The 16320-nt window shown below is 65.7% G+C and carries 18 protein-coding genes and 1 riboswitch; of the genes, 10 read left to right on the top strand and 8 right to left on the bottom strand.

Annotation, left to right across the window (positions count from 1 at the left end):
* Nucleotides 1-133: 133 nt before the first annotated feature.
* Together GSH16_RS05845 and GSH16_RS05840 are read right to left on the bottom strand one after the other, a co-directional pair.
* Nucleotides 134-370: a YdcH family protein gene (locus tag GSH16_RS05845; protein ID WP_160852802.1), complete on the bottom strand. Its 237-nt coding sequence runs from the start codon at nucleotides 368-370 to the stop codon at nucleotides 134-136.
* A gap of 82 nt (nucleotides 371-452) precedes the next feature.
* Entirely contained in the window at nucleotides 453-1328 is an 876-nt protein-coding gene (locus GSH16_RS05840) for a branched-chain amino acid aminotransferase (RefSeq protein ID WP_160852801.1), read from the bottom strand.
* 194 nt (nucleotides 1329-1522) lie between these two features.
* On the opposite strand from GSH16_RS05840, the gene GSH16_RS05835 reads away from it, so the two are divergent.
* The 6 genes from GSH16_RS05835 (at nucleotide 1523) to dxs (ending at nucleotide 6861) form a co-directional block, all read left to right on the top strand.
* Entirely contained in the window at nucleotides 1523-2038 is a 516-nt protein-coding gene (locus tag GSH16_RS05835; protein ID WP_160852800.1) for a MarR family winged helix-turn-helix transcriptional regulator, read from the top strand.
* Nucleotides 2035-2748 (top strand): response regulator, encoded by a 714-nt coding sequence (locus GSH16_RS05830; protein WP_205523968.1) that lies wholly within the window; start codon nucleotides 2035-2037, stop codon nucleotides 2746-2748. Before GSH16_RS05835 ends, GSH16_RS05830 begins: the two co-directional genes overlap by 4 nt.
* 78 nt (nucleotides 2749-2826) lie before the next feature.
* A complete protein-coding gene (locus GSH16_RS05825) occupies nucleotides 2827-3762 on the top strand; it encodes a histone deacetylase family protein (RefSeq protein ID WP_160852799.1) in 936 nt (311 codons plus the stop codon).
* Nucleotides 3759-3998, top strand: coding sequence for an exodeoxyribonuclease VII small subunit (locus GSH16_RS05820; protein WP_160852798.1), 240 nt, complete (start codon nucleotides 3759-3761; stop codon nucleotides 3996-3998). Before GSH16_RS05825 ends, GSH16_RS05820 begins: the two co-directional genes overlap by 4 nt.
* Nucleotides 3999-4021: 23 nt before the next feature.
* Nucleotides 4022-4909, top strand: a complete 888-nt coding sequence (locus tag GSH16_RS05815; protein ID WP_160852797.1) for a polyprenyl synthetase family protein — start codon at nucleotides 4022-4024, stop codon at nucleotides 4907-4909.
* 23 nt (nucleotides 4910-4932) lie between these two features.
* The gene (gene dxs / locus GSH16_RS05810; protein WP_160852795.1) at nucleotides 4933-6861 is read left to right on the top strand and encodes a 1-deoxy-D-xylulose-5-phosphate synthase; all 1929 of its coding nucleotides are present in this window, start codon (nucleotides 4933-4935) and stop codon (nucleotides 6859-6861) included.
* A gap of 38 nt (nucleotides 6862-6899) precedes the next feature.
* Here the strand turns inward: dxs and GSH16_RS05805 are convergent, their stop codons facing one another.
* From GSH16_RS05805 to GSH16_RS05795, 3 genes are all read right to left on the bottom strand, one after another.
* A complete protein-coding gene (locus tag GSH16_RS05805; protein ID WP_160852793.1) occupies nucleotides 6900-7583 on the bottom strand; it encodes an outer membrane protein in 684 nt (227 codons plus the stop codon).
* A 103-nt stretch (nucleotides 7584-7686) separates the two neighbouring features.
* Nucleotides 7687-8289 carry a phosphatase PAP2 family protein gene (locus GSH16_RS05800; RefSeq protein ID WP_160852791.1) on the bottom strand — a complete coding sequence of 201 codons (603 nt, stop codon included), beginning with the start codon at nucleotides 8287-8289 and terminating at the stop codon, nucleotides 7687-7689.
* Between the two features lie 94 nt (nucleotides 8290-8383).
* The gene (locus GSH16_RS05795) at nucleotides 8384-8833 is read right to left on the bottom strand and encodes a tRNA (cytidine(34)-2'-O)-methyltransferase (protein WP_160852789.1); all 450 of its coding nucleotides are present in this window, start codon (nucleotides 8831-8833) and stop codon (nucleotides 8384-8386) included.
* A gap of 156 nt (nucleotides 8834-8989) precedes the next feature.
* Between GSH16_RS05795 and petA the strand changes: the two genes are divergently transcribed.
* From petA to GSH16_RS05780, 3 genes are read left to right on the top strand one after another with little or no spacing between them, the layout of a single operon-like run.
* Nucleotides 8990-9550, top strand: a complete 561-nt coding sequence (gene petA / locus GSH16_RS05790; protein ID WP_160852787.1) for a ubiquinol-cytochrome c reductase iron-sulfur subunit — start codon at nucleotides 8990-8992, stop codon at nucleotides 9548-9550.
* A 15-nt stretch (nucleotides 9551-9565) separates the two neighbouring features.
* Nucleotides 9566-10855, top strand: coding sequence for a cytochrome b (locus GSH16_RS05785; RefSeq protein WP_160852785.1), 1290 nt, complete (start codon nucleotides 9566-9568; stop codon nucleotides 10853-10855).
* A gap of 22 nt (nucleotides 10856-10877) precedes the next feature.
* On the top strand, nucleotides 10878-11657 hold the full coding sequence (locus tag GSH16_RS05780; protein WP_160852783.1) for a cytochrome c1: 780 nt from the start codon (nucleotides 10878-10880) through the stop codon (nucleotides 11655-11657).
* A 57-nt stretch (nucleotides 11658-11714) separates the two neighbouring features.
* On the opposite strand, the gene GSH16_RS05775 is transcribed toward GSH16_RS05780, so the two are convergent.
* From GSH16_RS05775 to thiB, 3 genes are read right to left on the bottom strand one after another with little or no spacing between them, the layout of a single operon-like run.
* A complete protein-coding gene (locus GSH16_RS05775) occupies nucleotides 11715-12416 on the bottom strand; it encodes a thiamine ABC transporter ATP-binding protein (protein ID WP_235912944.1) in 702 nt (233 codons plus the stop codon).
* Nucleotides 12400-13986 (bottom strand): thiamine/thiamine pyrophosphate ABC transporter permease ThiP, encoded by a 1587-nt coding sequence (locus tag GSH16_RS05770; RefSeq protein WP_160852779.1) that lies wholly within the window; start codon nucleotides 13984-13986, stop codon nucleotides 12400-12402. Before GSH16_RS05770 ends, GSH16_RS05775 begins: the two co-directional genes overlap by 17 nt.
* Nucleotides 13962-14966: a thiamine ABC transporter substrate binding subunit gene (gene thiB, locus GSH16_RS05765; RefSeq protein WP_160852777.1), complete on the bottom strand. Its 1005-nt coding sequence runs from the start codon at nucleotides 14964-14966 to the stop codon at nucleotides 13962-13964. The genes GSH16_RS05770 and thiB overlap by 25 nt, the downstream gene beginning before the upstream one ends.
* A gap of 48 nt (nucleotides 14967-15014) precedes the next feature.
* A riboswitch (TPP riboswitch) is annotated at nucleotides 15015-15114 on the bottom strand.
* 95 nt (nucleotides 15115-15209) lie between these two features.
* Here thiB and aroC point away from each other — a divergent pair.
* Nucleotides 15210-16313, top strand: coding sequence for a chorismate synthase (aroC, locus tag GSH16_RS05760; protein WP_160852775.1), 1104 nt, complete (start codon nucleotides 15210-15212; stop codon nucleotides 16311-16313).
* Nucleotides 16314-16320 lie beyond the last annotated feature (7 nt).

Below are 16320 nucleotides of genomic sequence, written 5' to 3'. Positions count from 1 at the left end.
CTGGTCGGTCGGGCACGGCGCCCGCCTTCACCTTGGCGACAGGGAAACCAGAAAGCGCGGCGCTCCACAAGCAAAACGGCGCCCCGCAACGGGACGCCGTTCGCTGTGTCGTGCGGTCCGAACCGGCGGGCTGTCAGCCGGCCAGCATCGCCGCGATCTCGTCCTTCAGGACCATCCGCTGCTTGCGCATTTCCTGCATGTGCAGGTCATCCGTCGGCTCGACATTCGTTTCCGCGCGGTGAATGTCCCGGTTCACGTCATGATAGGCGTCGAACAGTTTGGCGAAATGCGCGTCCGACGATTTCAGCTTGCTGATCCTGTCGACGGACTCGGGAAATTCCTCGGCCAGTTCGTGGGGCGTGTGCGACATGGGTCACTTCCTTTCCTGTCTGTTCGATCAGGGTGTAGCAGGGGCCAGCGGACCGCTGCCTTGACCCTGATCAACAGCTAGGTCAGGAAATGCCGCGCACAAGCTTCTCGTAGGCGTCTGCGACATCTCGCGTCAGCTGGCCGACCTCGAACGTATAGTCGCCGATCTGGCCGACGGGCGTGACCTCGGCCGCCGTACCGGTCAGCCAGCACTGTTCGAACCCTTCCAGTTCCTCGGGCAGGATATGGCGCTCGTGCACCTTGATCTGGCGGTCCTTCAGCATGGTGATGACGGTCTGCCGCGTGATCCCGTTGAGGAAGCTGTCCGGCTTGGGCGTGTGCACCTCGCCATCCTTGACGAAGAAGATGTTGGCGCCGGTCGCCTCGGCCACATAGCCGCGATGGTCGAACATCATCGCGTCCGAACAGCCCTTTGCCTCTGCCGCATGTTTGGACATGGTGCAGATCATATAGAGACCCGCCGCCTTGGCATGGCAGGGGATCGTCTCGGGGCTGGGCCGCTTCCACTTGGAAATGTCGAGCTTTGCGCCCTTCATTTTCGCATCGCCATAATAGGCGCCCCATTCCCAGGCGGCGACCGCCATGTGCACGGGATTGCGCGAGGAGGCGACGCCCATATCCTCGCCCGAGCCGCGCCAGCAGATCGCACGGACATAGGCGTCCTTGAGGTTGTTGGCCTTCAGCGCGGCCGCCTTTGCGGCCTCGATCTCGTCGACCGAATAGGGAATCGGGATATCCATCGCACGGCCCGATGCCAGCAGGCGCTCGGAATGTTCTCGCGATTTGAAGATGGTGCCACTGTAGCAGCGCTCGCCCTCGAAGACCGAGGAGGCATAATGCAGCGCATGGGTCAGGATATGCACCTTGGCATCGCGCCAATCCACCAGCTGGCCATCCATCCAGATGAATCCGTCACGATCGTCATATGATCCCGCCATGGGCCTGTCCTATCCTGTCTCGCCGCGCGACACCTCCCTGATGACGCTGCGGACATTTGCAATAATTGCGCTACACCCGCCTCTTTTGACGGAAAGTTTCACAAAACACGGGGTTTGCTAGCAATTGATTCTTGGAAAGTCAACAAGACTGACATAAACTGATCACGCAGGTGAAACATGCGGGGCACGCAGGCATGCAGAATTCGACATTGACCACCGGGCAGAGCAAGGGCGAGCAACTGCTCTTCCTGACCGACGACCAGCTCCGGCAGGGCATCGAACTGATGTTCTTCGCCTATCGCTGCTTCACCGCCGATCCCGACCGGATCCTCGAAAATTATGCGTATGGCCGCGCCCATCACCGCGCGATCCATTTCATCAACCGGCGCCCCGGCCTGACGGTCAACGACCTGCTCGACATTCTCGGTGTCACCAAGCAATCGCTGAACCGCGTGCTGCGGCAACTGGTGGAGGACGGGCTCGTGGACAGCCGTGTCGGGCGCACCGACCGGCGGCAGCGCAACCTCTTCCTGACCGACAAGGGCCAGGCGCTGGAACAGGAGCTTTCGGCCTCGCAACGGGTACGCATGCGCCGCGCCTATTCCACCGCCGGACCGGAATCGGTGCAGGGGTTCCGCACCGTGCTGGAACAGATGATCGATCCGGACCTGCGGGAACGCATCCTGCGGATGATGGAGACCCGGGCATGAACGGCGCGCTGCAGCATGATGACGCGCATATCCTGGTCATCGACGATGATGCGCGCATCCGCGACCTGATCCGCAAGTTTCTCGCCCGCAACGGGTTCTGGGTGTCGGTCGCGCGCGATGCGGCGCATGCCCGGCGGCTTCTCAAGGGGCTCGATTTCGACCTGCTCGTCGTCGACGTGATGATGCCCGGGGAGGACGGGTTCTCGCTCACCCGCGACCTGCGGCGTGAGATGCAGACCCCGATCCTGCTCCTCACCGCGAAGGGCGATGCGGAGGACCGGATCAAGGGGCTCGAATGCGGCGCGGACGACTATCTGGCCAAACCGTTCGAGCCGAAGGAACTCCTGCTGCGGATCAACGCGATCCTGCGCCGCGTCCCGCGCGAGGACCCCGAACCGCAGCCGCCCAAGACCCTGCACATGGGCAACGCGCGCTATGACCTCAGCCGGGGCGAGCTCTGGATGGACAATGAGCCGGTGAAACTGACCGCGACGGAAAACGCGCTGATGCGGATCTTCTCCGCCAAGCCCAACAAGCCGATCTCGAGGGCGCAACTGGTCGAGGAACTGGGCCGCGACGACGGTCAGGCGCAGGAGCGCGCCGTCGATGTGCAGATCACCCGCCTGCGCCGCAAGATCGAGGCCGACCCGCGCCTGCCGCGCTACCTGCAAACGGTGCGCGGCTCGGGCTATATGCTCGCGCCCGACTGACGCGCCGTCCCCGCACCCCCCAATCCGACCACCCGCCGCGCCGCACGGCGTGGCCCGCCGACAGCGGAGACCCGACCGATGACCACCGCGCTCTATACCCACCCGTCTGCGCTCGACCACCTGACGCCCGACGGCCACCCCGAACGGGTCGCCCGGATGGACGCGATCCTGACCGCGCTCGACGCACCGGAATTCGCCGCGCTCGACCGGCAGGAGGCCCCCGCCGCCAGCGATGCCGATCTTCTGCTGGCGCACCCGCAATCCCATATCGACGCGGTCCGCGCCGCAGCGCCCGCGCAGGGCAGCGTCGCGCTCGATCCCGATACGCATATGTCGCCCGGCAGCCTTGACGCCGCGCTGCACGCCGTCGGCGGCTGCATCGCGGCGGTCGACCGCGTGCTGGCCGGTGACGCCGGGAACGCTTTCGTCGCCATGCGCCCGCCCGGCCACCATGCGGAACGGACCCGGGCGATGGGCTTCTGCCTGTTCGGCACGGTCGCGATCGCGGCGAAACACGCGCTGGAGCGGCACGGGCTCGACCGGGTGGCCATCGTCGATTTCGACGTGCATCACGGCAACGGCACGCAGGACCTGCTGTGGGACGAGCCGCGCATCCGCTTTGCCTCCACCCACCAGATGCCGCTCTATCCCGGCTCCGGGCGGGCCGACGAGCGCGGTGCGCATGGCCAGATCCTCAACGTGCCGCTGGCGCCCGGCAGCGACGGCGCGGACCTTCACCGCGCGATGGACCGCCAGATCCTGCCCATGCTCGACGCGTTCAAGCCGGAGCTTGTGCTGGTCTCTGCGGGCTTCGACGCCCATGCCCGCGACCCGCTCGCCAACCTGAACTGGCAGGACGCGGATTTCGCCCGCGTGACGGCGGATCTCTGCCGGTTAGCGGCCACCCATGCGGGCGGCAGGCTGGTCTCGACTCTGGAGGGCGGATATGATCTGGAAGGTCTGGCGTCGGGCATGGCGGCGCATGTGGCAACGCTGATGGAGCATGGACAATGACCGCACCGCTTTCCGATCTGAGTTTCGAACAGGCACTGGCCGAACTGGAAACGCTGGTCGAGAAGCTGGAATCGGGCAACGTGCCGCTGGAGGAGTCGATCGCGCTTTACGAGCGCGGCGCGGCGCTGAAGGCCCATTGCGAACAGAAACTGAAGGCGGCCGAGGAAAAGGTCGCCCAGATCACCCAAGGGCCCGACGGTCAGGCCACCGGCGCCGCGCCGGTCGAGATCAACTGATCCAGAGCCACGCGGAGCCCACCATGGACCCCAAACAGCTGGCGTTTCACGCCGCCCTCTCGCAGGCGGCTTCTGCCGTTGAGGACCGTCTCGACGCGCTTCTGCCCGCCGCCGAGACCGAACTGGCCGCCGCCATGCGCTATGCGACCCTGTCGGGCGGCAAGCGGCTGCGCGCGTTCCTGACGCTGGAAATCGCGGGCATGTTCCGTGCCCCGCGGGTGCCGGCCGAACGGGTGGGGGCCGCGATCGAATGTATCCACGCCTATTCGCTCATCCACGACGATCTGCCCTGCATGGATGATGACGATCTGCGGCGCGGCAAGCCGACCGTCCACAAGCGCTGGGACGAGGCGACCGCGGTGCTGGCCGGCGACGCGCTCCAGACCCTGGCCTTCGAGATTCTGACCGGCGCGCAGACCGCGCAGGACCCGGCGATCCGGATCAAGCTCATCCGCAGCCTTGCGCAGGCGGGCGGCGTCTTCGGCATGGTCGGCGGTCAGGCGCTCGACATCGCGGCGGAGACGGCGGTCTCGCCGCTGTCACTCGACGAGATATCCGCGCTGCAATCGCTGAAAACCGGCGCGCTCATCCGCTGCGCGGCAGAGGCCGGCGCGCTCCTGTCCCGCTCCGACCCGTCGCCCTTCGTGGCCTATGCAGATGCGCTCGGGCTGGCCTTTCAGGTGCAGGACGATATTCTCGACGTGACCGGCGATGCCGAGGCCGCGGGCAAGCGGCTGCGCAAGGATGATGCGGCAGGCAAGGCGACCTTCGTGTCGATCCTCGGCATCGACGGCGCCAAACGCCGCGCAAGCGAACTGGCGGAGGAGGCGATCAGCCATCTGTCGCCCTTCGGCCTGGCGGCGGAAAACTTGCGTCAGGCGGCCCGTTTCGCCATACAGCGCACCAGCTGATTTCGACCAAACCGGGAGCACCCGTGACCGACAGCCGACCAGAGACCCCGCTGCTTGACCGCGTCCGCTTTCCTGCGGACCTGAAGGGCCTGTCCGATACCGAGCTGCGCCGGCTGGCCGACGAGTTGCGGGCCGAGACGATTTCCGCCGTGTCAGAGACCGGCGGGCATCTGGGCGCGGGCCTTGGCGTGGTGGAGATGACGGTCGCGATCCACGCGGTTTTCGACACGCCGCGCGACAAGCTGATCTGGGATGTCGGCCATCAATGCTACCCGCACAAGATCCTGACCGGCCGGCGCGACCGGATCCGCACGCTGCGTCAGGGTGGCGGGCTGTCGGGCTTCACCAAACGCAAGGAAAGCCCCTATGACCCGTTCGGGGCGGCGCACAGTTCCACCTCGATCTCGGCGGCACTCGGCTTTGCGGTCGCGCGCGAGCTTGGCGGCGCGCCGGAAACCGGCCTTGGCGACGCCATTGCCGTGATCGGTGACGGCGCCATGTCGGCCGGCATGGCCTATGAAGCGATGAACAATGCCGGACATCTCGGCCAGCGGCTGATTGTGATCCTCAACGACAATGAAATGTCGATTGCCCCGCCGGTCGGCGCCATGTCGGCCTATCTGTCGCGGCTCTATGCCGGCGCACCGTTTCAGGACCTGAAGGCCGCGGCCAAGGGTGCGGTCAGCCTGCTGCCGCCGCCCTTCCAGGAAGGTGCGCGCCGCGCGAAGGAAATGGTCAAGGGCATGACGGTCGGCGGCACGCTCTTCGAGGAACTGGGCTTTACCTATGTCGGGCCGATTGACGGGCATGACATGGAGCAGCTTCTCAGCGTGCTGCGGACCGTGAAGGCCCGCGCCGACGGACCGATCCTGATCCATGCGCTGACCCAGAAGGGCAAGGGCTATGCCGAGGACCGCCCCGACCGCGGCCATGCCACGGCCAAGTTCGACTTGGTCACCGGCAAGCAGCACAAGGCGCCGAGCAACGCGCCCTCCTACACCAAGGTCTTCGCCCAGAGCCTGATCGCGGAGGCCGAGCGCGACCCGTCGGTCGTCGCCGTCACCGCCGCGATGCCCGACGGGACGGGGCTCAACCTGTTTCAGGACCGGTTTCCGAAACGCTGTTTCGATGTGGGCATCGCGGAACAGCATGCGGTGACCTTCTCCGCCGGGCTGGCAGCGGGCGGGCTGAAACCCTTCTGCGCGATCTATTCCACCTTCCTGCAGCGCGGCTATGACCAGGTCGTGCACGATGTGGCGATCCAGAAGCTGCCTGTGCGGTTCGCGATTGACCGGGCGGGCCTGGTGGGTGCCGACGGGCCGACCCATGCGGGTGCGTTCGACATTGCCTATATGGCCAACCTGCCCGACATGGTGGTGATGGCCGCTGCGGACGAGGCCGAGTTGGTGCATATGGTCGCCACTGCGGTCGCCATCGACGACCGGCCCTCGGCCTTCCGTTTCCCGCGCGGCGAGGGCGTGGGCGTCGACCTGCCCGACCGCGGCGAGGCGTTGGAAATCGGCCGTGGCCGGATCCTGCGCGAAGGCGCGCGCGTCGCGCTTCTGTCCTTCGGGACGCGGCTCGGTGAATGTCTGGTGGCAGCCGAGGCGCTGGCGGCACGCGGCCTTGCCCCGACCGTCGCGGATGCCCGTTTCGCCAAACCGCTCGACATGGCGCTGATCCGGCAGTTGGCGGCCGAGCATGAGGTTCTCGTGACGTTGGAGGAAGGCGCGGTCGGCGGGTTTGGCAGCCATGTAATGCAGGCGATGGCCGAGGACGGGCTGCTCGACGGCGGGCTGAAGGTCCGGTCCATGACCCTGCCTGACACGTTCATCGATCAGGACAGCCCGAAGGCCATGTACGAGGCTGCGGGCCTGTCCGCGCGCCATATCGAGGCGCGGGTGCTCGACCTGCTCGGTGTCGACCGGATCGAGGCGACGCGCCGCGCCTGACGGGCGCGGCTGGCCTTCAGATCCGGATCGGACCGGGATCAGAAGCCGAAACTGACGCCCAGATTGATCGCGTTGGTGATGATGTCGGTTTCCAGATTGCCGCCGTTCTTCAGTTCCACATCGTTCGACGTGTAGTTGAACTTGTATTCGGCAAAGACCGACCAGCGGTCGCTCAGCGCATAGTCGACACCGACCTGCGCCTGCGCGGCATAGCCGCCGAACTGGTAGCCGTTGGTGCGCGCGCCGCCATCGGCCTGCACTTCCACATGCGGCACGGTGATCCCCAGCCCCGCCCCGACATAGGGTGTCCAGGCGCGGTCGGGCTCGGAGAAGCGGCGCATGGCATTGACCGTCAGCACGTTCAGGCCGTCGGTAAATTCCAGCACCTCGAACCCGTTATCGTCGCGGGTCGCATCGTCGGAATAGACCTTGGAATGGCTGAAATCGAGCGACAGGCCCCAGTCATCCTTGCGCCAGTAATTGTAGCGCACACCCCAATAGGGCGGCATCTCGAACGACTTGCCGTCCCATGCGGCGGTGAAGTCGAAAGCATTGCCCTCGCTGTCGACACCTTGGACCACGCTGTGCGGCGCGGTCTGCAGCCCGCCATAGAAGGACAGTTGCTGGTCCGCCGCCTGCGCCGCACCGGTGGCGCCCGCCGCACCGATCAGTCCGGCGGCGATATAGGGTGCAAAAAGGGTCTTGCGGCGGATCAGGGTCATTGCGGTCCTTCCCGGGGGGTTCACAAGCATAGAATGGCTATGTCTTGGGTTTGGTTCAAGTTTTTGTCACATGCACCGCATTCGGCAGCGCCGGAACGCGACGTCAGGTCGGCTGGATCGGCCCGTCCACCTGCGCCTCATCCCCGGCCCTGCCGCGGACAAGCGCCAGCAGCCGGCGGCGGCGGCGGCGAACCATGGAGCCGAGCGCGGACCCGAATGTGCCGCGGAAGGCACGGTCGGCCATGAAGCCGACAAGCCCGCCCCAAATGACCTGGAAAAGGAAATGTTTGCCCGCTTCGATCCGGCTGCCGCCGACGAACATCGCGGCGCCGAACAGCGTTGCCTGTGCCCAGGGGTTCGACCGCACGCATTCGCGGGCCAGATAGGCTGCGCCCTGCATCGATGCGGCCGTATGGCCGGAGGGAAATCCCTTGTCCCCGCCGTTGGGGCGCTTGTTGATCTGCGCTTCGCCAAGCAGGTTTTTCGAGCCGTGGACGAGCCCCATATTGAGCACGAACCGCCCGGCAAAGTCCTTGAATGCCGATTTTCCGAAGGAACAGAAAGCCGCCGTCACCGGAAGGGCGATCTGAAGCGTGTCACCGATCCGTTCCATACGGTCGGCATCCGCGCTGGCGCGGGTCGGAGCAAGAAGGCACGTCAGAACCAGAAGGCACATGACCGACAGAGGGGCTAGTCGGGAAAGCATTGAAAACCTGTAATAAACGCACACCCGGAGCACGGGTATCACGGAAGCGTTACCGTGCTGTGAACGCGGGTTTCAAGTTTTCGGACGGTTTTATTCAGCCAGTGTGACCGATTTGCCTAACTGCCTCGCCGACCGCGATGGCCGCGGCGGTGACCACATTCATCGATCGTGCGGGCGGCACCATCGGGATGCGCAGGCGGGCATCGGCGGCGCCAGAGACAGGCGGGGGCACGCCGGCGGTCTCGCGTCCGACCATGATCCGGTCCTCTGGCGCAAATGTGAAATCCCAGAGCGGGTCCGCCCCCGCGGTCGTCAGCAGGACCAGACGCCCGGCATGCGGCGCACCGGCGTAATCGTCCCAGCTGTCATGGCGGCAAATGTCGGCCAGATCGGCATAGTCCATCGCCGCGCGCCGCAGCGCCTTGACCGAGAAGGGAAATCCGCAGGGCTCGATCACGTCGAGCGGCATCCCGAAACAGGCGGCCAATCGAATCATGGCGCCCAGATTCGGGGCTATATCCGGCTCAAAGGCCACAAGGCGCATCGATTCGTCCGTTTTTCGTGCCTTTATGGGCATGCGTCGCAAAGTCCGCTGGACCCATGCGGTTCCGCCCATTAAAGCAATTCGTGGACCAGCCTGCCCGGCTGGACATGTCGAATTCATAGCCCCCGAGGGGGAAGACACAAGGGGGAGATACTCTTGTCTCACGCAGAAGAAACAGAAGGCAGCCGCCGCGACTTTCTGTACGTGGCGACCGGCGCAGCCGGTGTTGTCGCGACAGGTGCCGTCGTGTGGCCCCTGATCAACCAGATGAACCCGAGCGCGGACGTTCAGGCCCTGTCCTCCATCCAGGTGGATGTGAGCGGCGTGGAGCCCGGCACCCAGCTCACCGTCAAATGGCTCGGCAAGCCGGTCTTCATCCGTCACCGGACGGAAGAGGAAATCGCCGCCGCCCGTGACGTGGCGCTGGCCGACCTGCCCGACGCCAATGCGCGCAATGCCAACATTGCCAGCGACGCGCCCGCGACCGACGAGGACCGCGCGCTCGACGAGAATGGCGAATGGCTGGTGATGATGGGGGTCTGCACCCATCTCGGCTGTGTGCCGCTCGGCGACGCAGGTGACTTCGGCGGCTGGTTCTGCCCCTGTCACGGGTCCCATTACGACACGGCCGGCCGCATCCGCAAAGGCCCGGCCCCTGAAAACCTTCCCGTTCCGGTGGCGACTTTCGTCTCCGACGGCGTCATTCAGCTCGGTTAAGGGAGACACATCAAAATGGGTGGTATTCCGCACGACAAATACGAGCCGAAATCGAAATTCGAGAAATGGCTCGATACGCGTCTCCCGATCGTGGGGCTTGTCTATGACACGCTGATGATCCCGACGCCGAAAAACCTCAACTGGATGTGGATCTGGGGCATTGTCCTGACATTCTGTCTGGCGCTGCAGATCGTGACCGGCATCGTTCTGGTCATGCATTACACGCCGAATGTCGACATGGCCTTTGCCTCGGTCGAGCATATCATGCGCAACGTGAATGCGGGCTGGGCCATGCGCTACCTGCACGCCAACGGTGCTTCGCTCTTCTTCATCGCCGTTTATATCCACATCTTCCGTGGCCTCTATTACGGGTCCTACAAGGCCCCGCGCGAAGTGACGTGGATCATCGGCATGCTGATCTATCTGGCGATGATGGCGACCGGCTTCCTTGGCTATGTTCTGCCCTGGGGCCAGATGTCCTTCTGGGGCGCGACCGTGATCACCGGCCTGTTCGGTGCAATCCCGGGCATCGGCGCACCGATTCAGGAATGGCTGCTCGGCGGGCCCGCCGTTGGCAACCCGACGCTGAACCGCTTCTTCTCGCTGCACTACCTGCTGCCCTTCGTGATCGCGGGTCTGGTGATCGTCCATATCTGGGCCTTCCACACGACCGGCAACAACAACCCCACCGGGGTCGAGGTGCGCCGCGGATCGAAAGAGGAAGCCGCCAAGGACACGCTGCCCTTCTGGCCCTATTTCGTCATCAAGGACCTGTTCGCGCTGGTCGTGGTTCTGGCGATCTTCGCCGCGATCGTCGGCTTCATGCCGAACTATCTGGGCCACCCGGACAACTATATCGAAGCGGATGCGCTGAAAACGCCCGCACATATCGTGCCGGAATGGTATTACCTGCCCTTCTACGCGATGCTGCGCGCGATCACCTTCGACGTGCTCTTCCTCGATGCGAAGTTCCTCGGCGTGCTGGTGATGTTCGGCTCCATCTTCATCATGGCGCTGGCGCCCTGGCTCGACACCTCCTCGGTGCGTTCCGGCCGCTACCGCCCGATGTTCAAATGGTGGTTCTGGATCCTCGTCGTGGACTTCTTCGTCCTGATGTGGTGCGGCGCGATGCCGGCCGAGGGGCTGATCCCGACGATCTCGCTCATCGGCGCGATCTACTGGTTCGCCTATTTCCTGATCATCCTGCCGCTGCTGGGTGTGCTGGAGAAACCGCTGCCGGTGCCCGCGACCATCGAGGAAGATTTCGATGCGCATTACCCGCCCAAGGCCACTCCGGCCGAGTGATCGAGACGAGAGGAAACACGTGATGATCAAGAAAAGCATCCTGTCCGCCCTCGTCGCGGTTGGCCTTGTGAGCGGCGGTGCCGCTCTGGCCGCCGGCGGTGCCGGACATGTCGAGGATTATGCCTTTAGCTTCGAGGGGCCGTTCGGCACCTACGATCAGGACCAGCTTCAGCGCGGACTTCAGGTCTATACCGAGGTCTGCGCGGCCTGCCACGGCCTGAAATTCGTGCCGCTGCGCACGCTGGAGGATCTGGGCTATTCCGAGGAGCAGGTTCGCGCCTACTCCGCCCAGTTCGAGACCTTCGACACCGAACTGGACGATTTCCGCGCCAGCATCCCGTCGGACCACTTCCCCGAAGTGACCGCCGTGGGCGCGCCCGACCTCAGCCTGATGGCCAAGGCCCGCGCGGGCTTCCACGGTCCGGCCGGCACGGGCATCAGCCAGCTGATCAACGGCATTGGCGGTCCGGAATATATCGCCTCGCTCCTGACCCACTATACGGGTGAGGAAGAAGAACAGGCCGGCACCATTCTCTACAAGAACGAGACCTTCCCCGGCGGGTTGATCTCGATGGCGCCGCCGCTCAGCGACGAGCTGGTCGAATATGCCGACGGCACGCCCGCAACCGTCGAGCAGATGGCCGTGGACGTGGCCGCCTTCCTGATGTGGACGGCGGAACCGAAGATGATGGATCGCAAACAGGCCGGCCTGACGGCGGTGATCTTCCTCATCCTTCTGTCGGTCCTGCTCTACCTGACCAACAAGAAGCTCTGGGCCCCGATCAAGCGCAAGACAGCCTGATCCGGCACACAGACGACACAAGAAGGGGCGGTCACCACCGCCCCTTTTCTTTTGCCGTCAAACCTCGCCCAGATAGCGTTTCAACGCCGGAGGCGGATCGGCCAGAAGCACCTCTGTCTCCACCGGCGCATGGGCGCGGCCCTCATCAACGAAGATCGTCAGGGGGGCAATCCGGCGCGCATCGGCCGGATGATGGGTGACCATCAGCAGCGTCGCCCCCTGTTCGGCACGGATACGTGCCACAAGGTCGAGCATGTCCGCGCGCAGGGCCGGGCCGAGCGCGGCGAAAGGTTCGTCGAGCATCAGGAGCGGCCGGTCGCGCAACAGCGCGCGCGCCAGCGCGGCTCTCGACCGCTGCCCGCCCGACAGATCGGACGGGTAGCGCGCGCCCAGACCCGACAGGCCAACCTCGTCGAGAGCCGCATCACGGCGGGCCTTGTCCTCGCTAGACAGTTTCAGGTCCGGCCGCAGCCCCAGCCCCGCATTTTGCGCCACCGTCAGGTGCGGAAAGAGATTGTGCTCCTGGAAGAGAAGCGTCATCGGCCGGTCGCCCGGCGGCACACCGTCGAGCGGCGCGCCGTTCAGGCACACCCGTCCGGCCACCGCCGGCAGGAACCCTGCGAGACCGGCCAGAAGGCTGCTCTTGCCGCCGCCCGACGGCCCCATCACCGCCACGCTTGCACCCTGCGGCACCGAGAAATCGGCCGTCAGTTCGAAACTTCCGTTGCGCAGGCGCAGCCCTTCACAGTCGAGTGTCAATCCGTCCTCCCCGATCAAAAATCCAGAACAGCGCCGCGCTGAGCGCCAGCAATAGGAGCGCCACACCGGCGGCGGCATCCGAACGGTAAGCCCCCATCAGCTGGTGCATGACAAGCGGCAGTGTGCCGCGATCGGGCGTCGCGAAGAGCGCGATCACACCAAGGTCGCCCATCGACAGCGCCGCCGACAGACCGGTCGCGAACCCCGCCGGGCGGCGCAATAGCGGCCAATAGAGGAGCCGGACCCGCTGCCAGCCCCGAAGACCGACACTTTCCGACAAGCCGCCATAGGCCCGCGTGATCTCGGTCCAGGCGGGGCTGATCACGCGGAGCGCAAACGGCAGGCTCATCGCGGCATTGACGAGTGCCGTCACCGGCAGCGCCAGCGCGAACGGATCGGCAAACGGATTGATCGCGATGAAAAGTGCTGTGCCGATCACGAAGGGCGAGGCCGCGAGGGTCAGCACGCCCACCACATCCCCCGCGAGCGCCAGCCCCGCGCGGCGGCCGCGCAGCGTGTCGATGAAGGCGGACAGGGCGAGCGCCATCATCAAACAGAGGAACGCAGAAGCAAGCGCCACGAGGACCGAGCGCAGCGCCGCGGGCCAGACCTGTGCCGGCAGGCCGACCACCAGTTCCGGCAGGCCGCGGACGCCAATCATGCCCAGCGGCAGCAACAGGAACAGCCCGCCCAGCGCCAGCACGGCGCGGTCGGCGGCGCGCGCCACCCGCCCGTCGGCCAAAGTCGGGCGCCCGACCGCGACCGCGCCCTTCAGGTCGAGCACGCCGCGCCCGACCCCGAGCGCGAGCAGCGCCGCCAGCGCGCAGAGCGTGAACTGGATGAGCGCAAGGAACGCCGCATGGCCAAGGTCGAACTCGAAGCGCAGCGCCTGATAGATGGCCAGTTCGATCGTCGTCGCTTTCGGACCGCCGCCAAGCGTCAGGGCCACGGCGAAACTGGTCATGCACAGAAGGAACACGAGCAGAAAGGCCCCCGACAGGCTGCGCCGCAGCATCGGCGCTTCGAGATGCCGGAACTGGTCGCGCGGTGTGAACCCGAGTTGGCGGGCCAGCCTGAAATGTTCGCGCGGGATGCCCACCCACCCCTGCAACAGAATGCGCGTGACCAGCGGCAGGTTGAAGAAAAGATGCGCCAGCACCACCCCGCGCAGCCCGTATATGTCGAGCGGGCCGAAGCCGAGCGGCGCGATCAGGTCGCTCAACAGGCCCGACCGGCCCCAGACCGCCAGCAGTCCGAGCACGGCAACGATCGCGGGCAGGATGAAGGGCGCGCCGAGGAAGGCGACATAGAGCCTGTGTCCGGGAAAGCGCCGCCGGAAAAGGGCGCGCGCGAGCGGCACAGCCAACAGGCAGGACAGGGTGGCAGACAGAAACGACTGCCAGAGCGTGAAGCGCAGGGCCGCCCAGTCGGCCGGATCGAGGCGCCAGCCGGTATCGGCCTGCGCCCCGAGCAGCAGGATCGCGCCGAGCGTCAGAGCGGCGAGCACCAGAAGTGCCGCACCGCCCGCCAGCCGCGGAACGAGGCTTACTGGCTCAGCGCCGCGCGCCATTCATCCAGTGCCGCATCACGCAGGCCCCTCGCCTCTGCCGGGTCGAGAAGAAGCGCCTTCTCCGCGGGCAGCGGATCACCGAACCCGTCCGGCAGGCCGCCCTCTGGCAGAACGGCAGGATACATCCAGTTGGTCTCGGGAATGATCGACTGGAACGCATCCGAGAGCATGAAGGCCAGGAACGCATCGGCCAGTTCCGGCTCGTCCGTGCCGGCGATCTTGCCCGCCACCTCGACCTGCATGTAATGGCCCTCATCGAAAATGGCGGCTTCCTTGGTCTCGTCGCCTTCCGCGATCCGGTGATAGGCGGGCGAGGTGGTGTAGCTCAGCACCATGTCGGCCTCCCCTTCGAGGAACATGCCATAGGCTTCGGACCAGCCGGGCGTGGTGGTCACGATCCGCGGCGCGAGCGTCTTCCAGACCTCGCCCGCCTTGTCGCCATAGATCGACTTCACCCACATCAGGAGCCCCAGACCCGGCGTGGAACTGCGCGGATCCTGAATGACCAGCGACAGATCCTCGGGCGCGGCCAGCAGCGCTTCGAAGCTCGCCGGCGCTTCGGGCGTGCGGGTCGTGTCATAGACGAAGGCGAAATAGCCCCAGTCGAAGGGCAGGAAAATCGGGTCGGTCCAGTCGACCGGCAGGTCGAGCGCGTCGGGCGTCTGGCCGTGCAGCGCGAAGAGGCCCGTCTCGACGGCCTCGGCGGTCAGGTTCGTGTCGAGCCCCAGCACCACGTCGGCGCGGGTACGCCCGCCTTCGAGCTTCAGCCGCGACAGGATCGCCGCACCGTCACCGACACCGACCAGTTTCAGCGTGCAGTCGCAGGTGGCCTCGAACGCCTCCACCACGGCCGGTCCTGGTCCCCAGTCGGAGACGAAACTGTCATAGGTGTAGACGGTCAGTTCCGGTTTGTCCGCTGCCATTGCCGGTCCCGCAAGGGGGATCGCAATGGCCGCAGCGAGGAGGGGAAGTCTTGTCATGGCATGTCTCCTATCTGCGGCGAAAGGCAGGGGAGCGCCCATGAGAAGCGGGTCATCTCTCACCTTCCCTACGCCGGTATCAGCCGGTTCAGGTTCAACGGGTCCGCATCATGCATCTCAGCCCTGTCAGGCTCCCCGAGGCAGCGCAGACCCTAACGATCACCGGCCCATGTGCAAGTCCAAACGTGTTTCCCCCTGCCACGCTTTGGGATATGCACAGGTCGAAAGAGGAGTGAGCAGCCCATGTCCATGAATACATTCGGCCATCTGTTTCGGGTCACCACCTGGGGCGAAAGCCACGGGCCGGCCCTCGGTGCGACGGTCGACGGGTGCCCGCCGGGCGTGGAGGTCAGCGCCGAGATGCTCCAGCACTGGCTCGACAAGCGCAAGCCGGGCCAGAACAAGTTCACAACCCAGCGCCGCGAACCCGATGCGGTGGAAATCCTGTCCGGCACGTTCGAGGGCCGGACCACGGGCACGCCGGTGCAACTGATGATCCGCAACACCGACCAGCGGTCGAAAGACTATGGCGACATAGCCGAGAAATTCCGCCCCGGCCATGCCGACATCACCTATTTCCAGAAATACGGAAATCGCGACTATCGCGGCGGCGGACGCTCTTCGGCACGCGAAACCGCGGCGCGGGTCGCTGCGGGCGGTCTGGCCCGCGCGGCGCTGGCGCATCTGGCTCCGCAGATCGAGATCACCGGTTGCATGGTCCAGATGGGTCCGCACCGGATCGACGAGGCGCGCCGCGACGCGGCCGAGATCGCCAACAATCCGTTCTGGACCCCGGATCCGGTCGCAGCGGAAGACTGGGCGGACTATCTTGACGGGCTGCGCAAGTCGGGCTCGTCGGTCGGCGCGGTGATCGAGGTGACGGCCACCGGCGTGCCCGCGGGCCTCGGCGCGCCGGTCTATGCCAAGCTCGATACCGATATCGCGGCGGCGATGATGTCGATCAACGCGGTCAAGGGCGTGGAGATCGGTGCCGGCATGGGCGCCGCAACGCTGACGGGCGAGGAAAATGCCGACGAGATCACGATGGGCCCCGACGGGCCGGTCTATTCCTCCAACCATGCGGGCGGGATCCTGGGCGGCATCTCGACCGGCCAGCCGGTCACCTGCCGGTTTGCCGTCAAACCGACCAGCTCGATCCTGACCCCGCGCCGCACGATCACCAAGTCGGGCGCAGAGACGGAGATCATCACCAAGGGCCGCCACGACCCGTGTGTGGGCATCCGCGCGGTGCCGGTGGGCGAGGCGATGATGGCCTGCGTGCTGCTCGACCATCTGCTCCTGCATCGCGGCCAGATCGGCGAGAATCAGGGCCGCATCGGCGGCTAGGCGAAAG

Source organism: Oceanomicrobium pacificus, assembly GCF_009833495.1.
Classification (GTDB): domain Bacteria; phylum Pseudomonadota; class Alphaproteobacteria; order Rhodobacterales; family Rhodobacteraceae; genus Oceanomicrobium; species Oceanomicrobium pacificus.
The sequence above is the reverse complement of the archived record's forward strand: the minus strand, read 5'-3'. Positions and strand labels throughout refer to the sequence as shown.

Coding starts and splice junctions, on each gene's coding strand:
- GSH16_RS05845 (WP_160852802.1), bottom strand. CDS start 370: ATGTCGCACACGCCCCACGAACTGGCCGAGGAATTTCCCGAGTCCGTC.
- GSH16_RS05840 (WP_160852801.1), bottom strand. CDS start 1,328: ATGGCGGGATCATATGACGATCGTGACGGATTCATCTGGATGGATGGC.
- GSH16_RS05835 (WP_160852800.1), top strand. CDS start 1,523: ATGCAGAATTCGACATTGACCACCGGGCAGAGCAAGGGCGAGCAACTG.
- GSH16_RS05830 (WP_205523968.1), top strand. CDS start 2,035: ATGAACGGCGCGCTGCAGCATGATGACGCGCATATCCTGGTCATCGAC.
- GSH16_RS05825 (WP_160852799.1), top strand. CDS start 2,827: ATGACCACCGCGCTCTATACCCACCCGTCTGCGCTCGACCACCTGACG.
- GSH16_RS05820 (WP_160852798.1), top strand. CDS start 3,759: ATGACCGCACCGCTTTCCGATCTGAGTTTCGAACAGGCACTGGCCGAA.
- GSH16_RS05815 (WP_160852797.1), top strand. CDS start 4,022: ATGGACCCCAAACAGCTGGCGTTTCACGCCGCCCTCTCGCAGGCGGCT.
- GSH16_RS05805 (WP_160852793.1), bottom strand. CDS start 7,583: ATGACCCTGATCCGCCGCAAGACCCTTTTTGCACCCTATATCGCCGCC.
- GSH16_RS05800 (WP_160852791.1), bottom strand. CDS start 8,289: ATGCTTTCCCGACTAGCCCCTCTGTCGGTCATGTGCCTTCTGGTTCTG.
- GSH16_RS05795 (WP_160852789.1), bottom strand. CDS start 8,833: ATGCGCCTTGTGGCCTTTGAGCCGGATATAGCCCCGAATCTGGGCGCC.
- GSH16_RS05785 (WP_160852785.1), top strand. CDS start 9,566: ATGGGTGGTATTCCGCACGACAAATACGAGCCGAAATCGAAATTCGAG.
- GSH16_RS05780 (WP_160852783.1), top strand. CDS start 10,878: ATGATCAAGAAAAGCATCCTGTCCGCCCTCGTCGCGGTTGGCCTTGTG.
- GSH16_RS05770 (WP_160852779.1), bottom strand. CDS start 13,986: ATGGCGCGCGGCGCTGAGCCAGTAAGCCTCGTTCCGCGGCTGGCGGGC.
- thiB (WP_160852777.1), bottom strand. CDS start 14,966: ATGACAAGACTTCCCCTCCTCGCTGCGGCCATTGCGATCCCCCTTGCG.
- aroC (WP_160852775.1), top strand. CDS start 15,210: ATGTCCATGAATACATTCGGCCATCTGTTTCGGGTCACCACCTGGGGC.